Source organism: Phytopseudomonas flavescens (genome assembly GCF_900100535.1).
GTDB lineage: Bacteria > Pseudomonadota > Gammaproteobacteria > Pseudomonadales > Pseudomonadaceae > Aquipseudomonas > Aquipseudomonas flavescens.
On sequence record NZ_FNDG01000012.1, the window covers coordinates 42,902 to 53,667 of the forward strand.

General features: G+C 61.8%; 7 protein-coding genes. 6 read left to right on the forward strand and 1 reads right to left on the reverse strand.

Annotated elements, in window-relative coordinates; genetic code table 11:
• Positions 1-40 precede the first annotated feature (40 nt).
• From BLR94_RS16075 to BLR94_RS16100, 6 genes are all read left to right on the forward strand, one after another.
• Positions 41-1,387 (forward strand): dipeptidase, encoded by a 1,347-nt coding sequence (locus BLR94_RS16075; RefSeq protein ID WP_175154239.1) that lies wholly within the window; start codon positions 41-43, stop codon positions 1,385-1,387.
• 79 nt (positions 1,388-1,466) lie between these two features.
• Positions 1,467-2,330 (forward strand): dihydropyoverdine dehydrogenase, encoded by an 864-nt coding sequence (gene pvdO, locus BLR94_RS16080; protein WP_090423723.1) that lies wholly within the window; start codon positions 1,467-1,469, stop codon positions 2,328-2,330.
• 596 nt (positions 2,331-2,926) lie between these two features.
• Complete coding sequence (locus tag BLR94_RS16085) at positions 2,927-4,003, forward strand: GNAT family N-acetyltransferase (protein ID WP_084307226.1); 1,077 nt, start codon at positions 2,927-2,929, stop codon at positions 4,001-4,003.
• Positions 4,000-5,325: a lysine N(6)-hydroxylase/L-ornithine N(5)-oxygenase family protein gene (locus BLR94_RS16090; RefSeq protein WP_084307225.1), complete on the forward strand. Its 1,326-nt coding sequence runs from the start codon at positions 4,000-4,002 to the stop codon at positions 5,323-5,325. Before BLR94_RS16085 ends, BLR94_RS16090 begins: the two co-directional genes overlap by 4 nt.
• Positions 5,326-5,343: 18 nt before the next feature.
• Positions 5,344-7,017 (forward strand): cyclic peptide export ABC transporter, encoded by a 1,674-nt coding sequence (locus BLR94_RS16095; RefSeq protein WP_084307224.1) that lies wholly within the window; start codon positions 5,344-5,346, stop codon positions 7,015-7,017.
• 249 nt (positions 7,018-7,266) lie between these two features.
• A complete protein-coding gene (locus BLR94_RS16100) occupies positions 7,267-9,615 on the forward strand; it encodes a TonB-dependent siderophore receptor (protein WP_244158196.1) in 2,349 nt (782 codons plus the stop codon).
• 144 nt (positions 9,616-9,759) lie between these two features.
• Here BLR94_RS16100 and BLR94_RS16105 read toward each other — a convergent pair whose 3' ends face one another.
• A complete protein-coding gene (locus tag BLR94_RS16105; protein ID WP_084307222.1) occupies positions 9,760-10,725 on the reverse strand; it encodes an alpha/beta hydrolase in 966 nt (321 codons plus the stop codon).
• Positions 10,726-10,766: the final 41 nt, after the last annotated feature.

Genomic DNA, 10,766 nt, shown 5'->3' on the forward strand with positions numbered 1-10,766 from the left:
CGGCACCGCTGTCGGCACCACGACGCCCCTGAGGAGCCCCATGAGTACGAGCCGCACCATCTGGAAATGGCCACTGCTGATTCTGTCGCTGTTGCTCCTGACGGCAGCGGCAGTGCTGGCCTGGTGGTTCCTGGTCCGCGAGACCGCGCCTTACCCGAAGGACGTCATCGCCCGTGCCCATGCACTGCAGGAGCGCATTCTGTCGTTCGACGCCCATCTGGATATCCCACCCGATTTCGGCAGCGAGGGCGCGGAGGCGAACCGCGACGGCTCCGGGCAGTTCGACCTGATCAAGGCCGAGCGTGGACGCCTGAGCGGCGCCGCCCTGGCGGTGTTCGCCTGGCCCGAGTTCTGGACCGGCGCCAACAGCCCGCACCGCCCCAACGCCGGCTTCGTCGAGGCGGCGCGCCACGAGCAGGAAACCCGTTACCGCATCATTACCGGTATCGCCCGCGATTTCCCCGAGCGCGCGGGCATCGCCTACACCCCGGCCGATTTCCGCCGCCTGGCCCACGAAGGCAAGTTCGCCATCGTCATCAGCATGCTCAATGCCTACCCGCTGGGCAACGACGTGTCGCGGCTGGACGATTGGGCCGCCCGGGGCATGCGGATCTTCGGCTTCAGCTACGTCGCCAACAATGCCTGGGCCGACTCGTCGCGGCCCATGCCGTTCTTCGGCGACTCGCCCGACGAACTGGGCGGCCTTTCCGACCTGGGCCGCCAGGCGGTGGGCCGCCTCAACGAGCTTGGCGTGGTCATCGACGTGTCGCAGATGTCCACCGCCGCGCTGGAGCAGACGGCCCAGCTCAGCCGCGCCCCCATCATCGCCTCACACTCCGGCGTACGCGGCCTGGTGGACCTGCAGCGCAACCTCACCGACAAGGAAATGCGCCTGATCCGCGATACAGGCGGCGTGGTGCACATCGTCGGTTTCACCTCCCAGCTCAAAGCCTTTTCCCGCGAGACCCTGGACAAGGTCAACCGCATGCGCGCCGAGTTCGACCTGCCCGAGGTGCAGAACCTGTCCCAGGCCAGCATGCCTGCCGACCCGGTCTTCTCGATCTGGCCGGAACAACGCTTCGGCGAATACGCCAGCCGCCTCTATCCGATCCTCGAAGCCGACCCGCGTGCCTCGCTGAAAGCGCTCGGAGACAGCATCGACTATGCGGTGAAGAAGATCGGCATCGACCACGTGGGCATCAGCTCGGACTTCAACGATGGCGGCGGCATCATCGGCTGGGAAAACGTCGCCGACACCCGCAACGTCACCGCCGAACTCATCCAGCGCGGCTACTCGGACGAGGACATCGCCAAACTCTGGGGCGGCAATTTCCTGCGGGCCTGGGAAGCGGTGCAGGCACATGCCGGCAAAGGCGGCCAGCCGTAGGATGGATCGGGGCGCCTTGCCGAGGTTTCACCCATCCACCGCGACCAGGAAAATCCACCCTCATCAAGGATCAAACCAGATGCGCTCCACCTACCTCCTTGGCCACCTGCTGCTTTGCCTGACCGCTGCCTCGTCCGCCCAGGCAGCGGAACAGACCACCACCCCCGCAAGCGTCTTCAAGGATTGCCAGGACTGCCCGGAAATGGTCATGCTGCCGGCCGGCAGCTTCGTGATGGGCACACCGGACGACGAGCTGGGGCGCCAGCCCGACGAAGGTCCACAGCATAGCGTGACCTTCGCCAAACCCTTCGCCATCAGCCGCTACCCGGTGACCGCCGGAGAGCTGGATGCCTACCTCAAGGCCTCAGGCGTGACCCTCAAGAGCGGTGACGAGCGCCCCGGACGCTGGTGCGAAGCGGGCAAGCCCAGCTACGAGCAAGGGCCGAGACAGCCAGCCGTTTGCATCGACTACGACGAGGTACGGGCCTATACCCAATGGCTGTCGAAGAAGACCGGCAAATCCTATCGCATGCTCAGTGAGGCCGAACGCGAGTACGGCGCCCGTGCTGGCTCGACCGGCCCCTTCCCGTTCCCCTTCGACGCAGAAGGCGAGTACCAGATCAGCAAACACGCCAATACCTACGGCCCCAAGGATGGCCATGCCTACAGCTCGCCCGTCGGCAGCTACCCGGCGAATGCCTTCGGCGTCTACGACATGCATGGCAACGTATACGAATGGGTGGCCGATTGCTGGCACGAGCACTACAACGGCGCCCCCCAGGATGGCAGCGCCTGGATCGACGACGACCAGTGCCAACTGGTGCAGATTCGCGGCAACGACTGGGGCGAACCGCCGATCTTCTCCCGCTCGGGTAACCGCAACAACGCCTACAGGAGCACGCGCGGCGACTGGCTGGGCTTCAGGGTGGCGCGCGAGCTGTGATCGGCCATCGTGCGATCGGCGGTCGGTATCCACAGGTGAACCACCGCGGCCTCAGTGAACCCGACTGCCGCCTGGCTACGCTGGACAGTCAACTCGCAGAAAGACCACAAGCCAGGGTCAACCTCAGGCACGCTCCAGGCCGTATTCAGCCTTGGAGCGTGCTCACGACCTTCAGGCAATAGGTTTTTTTGCCATGGCCGCATAGAGGCGTAAGCAGCCGTAGGGTGGATCGGGGCGCGTAGCTGGCGCTCTTTTCATCCACCATCGCGATCGCAGAGCGGTGGACGGGTCGGGCCGCGTAGGTGAAGCGTCGTCCACCCTACAAATGACCGCTAACGCCTTACTGCCATCTATTCGTCTTTTTTCTGAACATCGTGAACAGACCGTAGCCTGGATTAGCCGACGGCGTAATCCGGGCCGAAGGCGCCCCCTCTAGCATTTCATGAGGACCATCGGATATCCGCTCTGGCCGTCATGACAGGGCAGGCGGAACCCCGTCAAACGACCATGATGGACTCCGAGAAAGTTATCGCCCCTTTAAATCCACCCTTTCCGTCCTCGTCTGACAGCTAAAGCCCTATCGTGCGGACGTGCAGATGAACGCTCATACCCCCCTTCCGGTCCTCACCAGCCTATACCCCGATCGCCAGTTGCGAGCGCACTGCACGGACCAACGCATTGGTGTGTCGCTGAATGACGTGTCCCACCTGGAGCTTCTGCTGGAGCCTGCATCCGGGCGGTCGCTGTCGGGCACCCTCGACCACCTTTCGGGAGACGAAGCGCTACAGAAGCACGTGATCCTGGCTGCCTGCGAGGCGGCATTCGTCCACTGGCCGGCCCTCGATCAGCTGCGCTTGGCGGTAGCGCCCCCCCACGCGGCGATCGACAGCCTGGTGGCCGAGGGTCTGTTCCAGCGCGTTGCGGTGGATACGGTCGTCTGCTCGGCCCATGCGCTGTGGCAACAGCCCCTTCCCTGGTTAAACAAGGGTAATGCCGCGGCCTATCCCCAACACTTCGTACAGAGCGGTTGTGCCCGCCATCCGCGACGACCTGCCGTACTGCCGGGCACACTCTACAGCCGCTTCATCCCCTGGCTGGGGCAAACCCTGACCCTGGAGCTGGCCGACCCGCAACGCGACCTGTCAGCGTTCAATCGCTGGATGAACGACCCGCGCGTCGCCCGCTTCTGGGAAGAGCAAGGCAGCCTGGAAGCGCACGGCGCCTACCTGCAAAAGCAGCTGGATGCTCCCCATACGCTCCCTGTGATCGGTCGTTTCGATGGCCAGGCCTTCGGCTACTTCGAGGTCTATTGGGCCAAGGAGGACCGTATCGCACCTTTCTACGAGGCACATGACTACGACCGGGGCCTGCACCTGCTGGTAGGCGAAGAAGCCTTTCGTGGCAAGCGCTTCTACACCGCCTGGTTTTCCTCGATCTGCCACTACCTGTTCCTCGACGATCCGCGTACCCAGCGCATCGTCTGCGAGCCGCGGCACGACAATCAGCGGCAGATCGCCAACTTCGATCGCAGCGGCTTCGCCAAGGTCAAGCACTTCGACTTCCCCCACAAACGTGCGCTGCTGGTGATGCTGTCCCGCGAGCGCTTCTTTTTCGACCGTTTGTACACGCCCCTGGACGTCGTCCAGTCATCGCATGAAGGAACCATCGCATGAGCACCAGCAAGATTCATGACGTCATCGGTGTGGGCTTCGGCCCCTCCAACCTGGCCCTGGCCATCGCCCTCGAGGAAATCGCCCAGCACAGCGGCAAGAGCCTGGAAGCGTTGTTCATCGACAAGCAATTGCACTACCGCTGGCATGGCGACACGCTCTCCTCCCAGAGCGAATTGCAGATCTCCTTTCTCAAGGACCTGGTGTCGCTGCGCAACCCGACCAGTCCCTACAGCTTCGTCAACTACCTGAAGCAACAGGATCGCCTGATCGACTTCATCAACCTCGGCACCTTCTATCCCTGCCGCCTGGAATTCAACGACTACCTCGGCTGGGTCGCCGAGCGATTCGCCGACCAAGCGGCCTATGGGGAAGAAGTGGTTCGCGTGGAACCGGAACTCGACAATGGCACCATCCACCACTTGAAACTCGTCTCCCGCACTGCCCAGGGCCAGGAACAGGTACGGCGGGCTCGCTCGGTGGTGATCAGCACCGGTGGATCACCGAAGATTCCCGAGTTGTTCGCCGCCTTCCGCGACGATCCGCGTGTGTTCCACCACTCCCAGTACCTGAGCGCCCTCAAGACACTGCCCTGCAGCGCAGGCAAGCCGATGCGCATTGCCATCATCGGCTCAGGCCAGAGTGCAGCGGAGGCCTTCATCGACCTCAACGACAGCTTCCCTTCGGTGAAGGTCGACATGATCCTGCGCAGCACCGCACTCAAACCGGCCGACGATACGCCGTTCGTCAACGAGATCTTCGCCCCGCAATACACCGACCTGGTCTTCCAGCAGGCCGCGCCTGACCGCGAGAAACTGATCCGGGAATACCACAACACCAACTACTCGGTGGTCGACCCGGAGTTGATCGAGCGCATCTACGGCGTGCTCTATCGCCAGAAGGTCGCCCGCCAATTCCGCCACGCCGTGCTCTGCCGGCAGCAGGTCGAAGAGGCGCTGGCCAGCGAGAACGGTATCGAACTCACCCTGCTGGACCTGGCGACCCAGCAACGGCGCACCCATCGCTACGACGCGGTCATCCTCGCCACCGGCTACGAACGCCAGAGCCACCAGCGCCTGCTCGCCCCGCTGCAGGCCTACCTGCCGGGTCTCGAGGTCGATCGCAACTACCGTGCCCTGGCCACCCCGCCACTCCTGGCCCCGGTGTTCCTGCAAGGCTTCTGCGAGACGACCCACGGCCTCAGCGATACCTTGCTGTCGGTACTGCCCATGCGCAGCGAGGAAATCGGCAGAGCCCTCTACGAGGCGCTGAACATCTCTACCGCCGCCAAACCATCCAAGGCCAGCGCACTGGCCAGCGTCTGACTGCCCCGAGGAGCGATCATGTCCCAGCCCGAAAAAGGCCCGCTGCACGAATTGTTCATTCTGTTACGACCGTTCAAGTTCATCGTGGCGGGTTCCATCGTACTGGGCATGGTCGGCGGTCTCAGCATCACCCTGCTGCTGGCCACCATCAACGACGCATTGCACGCCGAGAATGGCCTCAGCCAGGGCCTGGTCTGGGGATTTGCCGGGCTTTGCCTGCTGGCGCTCTGCTGCTCGATCCTGTCCGACATCGGCAGCAACCGGGTCGGCCAGAGCATCATCGCGGCGCTGCGCAAGGAACTGGGCGAGAAGGTGCTGTCCGCGCCGATCGAACAGATCGAGCGCTACCGCAGCCATCGGCTCATCCCGGTGCTGACCCACGACGTCGACACCATCAGCGATTTCGCGTTCGCCTTCACGCCGCTGGCGATTTCGCTGACGGTCACCCTGGGCTGCCTCGGCTATCTCGCCGTCCTGTCCTGGCCGATGTTCCTATTGATAGTGATAGCGATAGGGATCGGCACGGTGATCCAGTACATCGCACAAGCCCGCGGCATACAGGGTTTCCTGCAGGCCCGGGATGCAGAAGACCAGTTGCAGAAGCATTACAACGCCATCGCCGAAGGCGCCAAAGAGTTGCGTATCCACCGTCCGCGGCGTAAACGCATGTTCACCCAAGGCATACAGCAGACGGCCGAGCTGATTCGTGACACCCAGATTCGCTCGATCAATACCTTCGTGATCGCCAAGAGCCTCGGCTCGATGCTGTTCTTCGTGGTCATCGGTCTTGCCCTCGCCCTGCACGCGCTATGGCCCAACACGAACCCGGCGGCGATGAGCGGCTTCGTGCTGGTATTGCTGTACATGAAAGGCCCTCTCGAGCACTTGGTGGGCACACTGCCGATCGTCAGCCGCGCGCAGATCGCCTTCCGCCGCATTGCGCAACTGTCGGAGCAGTTCTCATCGCCCGAGCCCCACCTGCTTCTCGATGACAGAGGTGCCCCGGCACCCGACGTGCACGAGTTGACCCTGAAAGACGTCAGCTACGCGTTTCCTGCGGTGGGCGATGCACCGCCCTTCCGACTGGGCCCGGTCAACCTGCGAATCAAGCAGGGCGACATCGTGTTCATCGTCGGCGAGAACGGCTGCGGCAAGACGACCCTGATCAAGCTGCTGCTGGGTCTGTACACGCCACAGCAAGGGCTGATCCTGCTCAACGGCCAGGCCGTCGACGCCGAAAACCGCGATGACTACCGCCAGTTGTTCACCACCGTATTCGCCGATTACTACCTGTTCGACGAGGTAGTCCAAGGCGACACCCATATTCCGGACGATGCCAATCGCTACCTCAAGCGCCTGGAGATCGCCCACAAGGTGAGCGTGCAGGACGGCGCCTTCACCACCACCGACCTGTCCACCGGCCAGCGCAAGCGGCTGGCGCTGATCAACGCCTGGCTGGAAGAACGTCCGGTGCTGGTGTTCGACGAATGGGCCGCCGACCAGGACCCGACCTTCCGGCGGATTTTCTATACCGAACTGCTGCCCGATCTGAAGCGACTGGGCAAGACGATCATCGTCATCTCCCACGATGATCGTTACTTCGATATGGCTGATCAGTTGGTGCGGCTCGACGCAGGCCGGCTCTCAGCCGAATCGGCTCAGGCTAATGCCCTTGCCCAACCATTCAGTTGACCGTTGCTCTTCTATCATTTGCCCGCGACTCGCAACATTGTGCAGAGTCGCCAAAAAATCTGTTTCCGGGTTTCAATCGACACACGTCTAAAGAGTAATAATTTTTATTAACAAGACGCTGCCACTTGTTCTCAGGAGCACCTACAAGCGATGCAAACGAATCCAGGTATTTCCTCCCTTGTCAAGACCACCATACGCACCCACTTTTTTTTGCGCAGCTTGCTGAGCGCGGCCGTACTGGGGAGTTCGATGGCGCACGCAGTGCCAGTAACCGTGAACATTGCCCCTCAACCACTGGGCAGTGCCTTAACCGAGTTCGGCAAGCAAGCCAATCTGCAAATACTCTATAGCCCGGACCAGGTCGCCGGTTTGCAATCTCGCCAGGTCTCCGGTTCTCTGGAGCCCGAACAGGCGTTGGCGATACTGCTGCAAGGCAGTGGCATAAGCTTTCAAGTGAGTGGAAACAGCGTAATCCTGGCGCAGGCTACCCCTCAAAGCCTCAACCTGGGTGCCACTACCATATCTGGCGAGCGCCTGGGACTGATTACAGAAGGCACCGGCTCTTACACAACAGGAGCGACCACCACGGCGACCAAACTCCCATTGACCATCAGAGAAACGCCACAATCGGTTACCGTGGTCACCCGGCAGCAAATGGACGATCAGGGTGTCATCAACATCGGCGATGCACTGCGTAACACGCCAGGCATCTCGGTGCAGGCCTTTGACAGCGACCGAATGCTGTATTTCACCCGCGGCTCCGACATCACCAATTACCAATACGATGGCGTCAACACCATCGTCGACAACATCTACGAAGGTTCCCCGCTCGGCGATACGGTCGCCTATGACCGGATGGAAGTGATCAAGGGGGCTACCGGTCTGATGACCGGCTCGGGGGACCCGTCGGCGACCGTCAACCTGATACGCAAAAAACCGACCTCCGATTTCAAGGCGTCGATCACCGGCATCGCTGGCTCCTGGGACAACTACCGAACTGAAGGTGATATCTCCGGACCGTTGAACGACACAGGTACCGTGCGAGGCCGCCTCGTGGGTGCCTATCAGGATCGCAAATCCTACCTGGATCATTACCAGCAGAAGAACGACGCGCTCTACGGCGTCCTTGAGGCCGATCTGACCCCGGATACCTTGCTGACCGTAGGCATCGACAGATATACCAAGACACCACGTGGCGTGTCCTGGACCGGCAACCCGGTGTACTTCGCCGATGGTTCGCGCACCAATTTTTCGCGATCGCACAACCCAGGGGCCGATTGGAGTCGCCGCGACTTTGAGGCCACGACGTACTTCGCCACCTTGGAACAGGCCCTGGCCAATGACTGGAACCTCAAGGTCAGTGTCAACCACCTGGAAACCGATCACGATACCCGCCTGGCTTCGGCCGGGGGTGGTAATCCTGACCCCGTGACTGGCGAAGGCATGTTCCTGTATTGGGGGCGCTGGGAAGGTCATCGCGTACAGAACACTGCCGACCTCAACCTTTCCGGGCCCTTCAATCTGTTCGGTCGCGAGCATGAACTGGTCGCAGGCTTCATGGCTTCCCATTCGAAACTGACCGGCGACACCTTCGACGGCAGCGCCTTCAGCATGGTGCCGGGCAGTATTTTCGACTGGGACGGCAACCTGCCGGAGCAGAACTTCCCGGTGAACGGCGACTATGAGACCACCCAGAGCCAGAATGGCGTCTACCTGGCCACCCGCCTGCGCCCGACCGACGATCTGAGTCTGATCCTTGGCACCCGGGTCAGCACCTTCAAGTACGACAATGACGAAGACTATTTCGCCACCTCCAGCCAGCAGGACGTCCGCACCGGCTACAAGGAACACGGCGTCGTCACACCCTACGCCGGCATAGTGTATGACCTTGACGACAGCTACTCGGTCTACGCCAGCTATACCTCGATCTACCAGCCACAGATCAACAAGGACATCAGCGGTTCGACCTTGCCGCCGGTTGAAGGCGACAGCTACGAGGTCGGTCTGAAAGCCGCGTACCTGGACAACAGGCTGAATGCCACCCTGGCCTTGTTCCGTATCGAAGAGGATAACGTTGCGGAAAACATAGGGACCAACCCCGTTACCGGCGAGGGTATCTACCGTGCCATAGAGGGCGCCACCACCAAGGGCGTGGAGCTGGAGCTGAGCGGCGAACTGCAGGAAGGCTGGAATGTTTCGGCGGGCTACACCTACGCCCGTAGTCGCGATGCCGACGAGCAGCGGATCTTCGGTTTTCCATTGGCCACCAACCAACCCGAACACCTGGTGCGCCTGTTCACCACCTACCGTCTGCCAGGCGAATTGAACCGGGTGACCATCGGCGGCGGAGTGAAATGGCAGAGTGTCTTCTACGGCAACATTTATAACGCCACCATCGACGACAACACCCTCATCAAGCAAAGTTCATACACGCTGGTCGACCTGATGACCCGCTACCAGCACAACGAACACCTGAGCTTTACCCTCAACGCCAACAACGTATTCGACAAAAAGTACCTGGTAGGTCTCGGCAACTTCGACACCACTTACTACGGTGAGCCACGCAATATGATGCTGACCACTCGCTGGGACTTCTAGAAATCCTCGGTTGCGCAAATGCCCCGACCCGTTCGGGGCATTTGTGTTCAGGGCCGAGCAAAGCGCGCTTGCGAGAACGGCCTTGACTCAGGAAACGCCCCTATTCATGACAATACGGGCACCTCCAGGCACTTCCCGCCAGGCTTACGCACTCAATCGTTCGCCCAACCATTGCGCCAACTCGACATGGATGGCACCGACCTCATCGAGCAGCCCAGCCATGCGCAGGAAGTCGTGGGTCATGCCATGCTGCGTCACCACACGAACCTCGTTGCCCTCTCGCTGTAGCCGCTGCGCGTAGGCCAGGCCCTCGTCATGCAGCGGATCGTGCCCGGCGAGATAGACCAGGGCTGGGGCCTGGCCGGACAGATCCCCGGCCAGCAAGGGCGAACAGCGCCAGTCGGCAAGATCAGCGGGGGTACGCGCATAATGCCGGTAGAACCAGTCCAGGGTAGCGGTCTCCAGCAGGTAGCCTTCGGCGAAGTCCTGGTGCGAAGCACGTTTGCTGCTAGCGTCGGTTACCGGATAGACCAGTACCTGTGCCCTGGGACGCAGCGCCAGACTCTGCGGCTCTCGGGCAGCCATGATCGATAGTACCGCAGCCAGGCTGGCACCTACGCTGTCGCCAGCGAAGGCCACTCGAGACGGGTCCAGTCCTTGCCCGGCGCCCTCGCGCAGTAACCAGTCGGTCGTATCCAGAGCATCGTGCAGCGCGGTCGGAAAGCGCCATTCAGGCGCCAGGCGATAATCCACCGCCAGCAACGCAAAACGTCCCTGTGCCGCCAACCGGCGACATAAGGCGTCGTGGGAGTCAAGACTACCTACCACATAGCCGCCGCCATGGAAATACAGCAACGTCGGATGGGGTGCCGGCCCCAGCTCCGCTCCACGGTAGAGCCGTGTCTGCAGCATCCAGCCGTCGCGCGCGGCGATACTCGCCTGAACGCAGACGACACCATCGTCCGACGGCTGATCGAGCGCCAGCGAGGCCATTTCGAAATCAGTTCGGGCCTGGGCCGGGGTTTGCTCGTGCATGGGGCGGCTTTTGCCAGTGAAACGGCCCAGTTCGACGAGTTGGAGAAAGGCTTCGAGTTCGGGGAGTACGGCCATGGTCTGTCCTTGCCAGGAGTGTTCGCAAGGCCGGGCGCAAA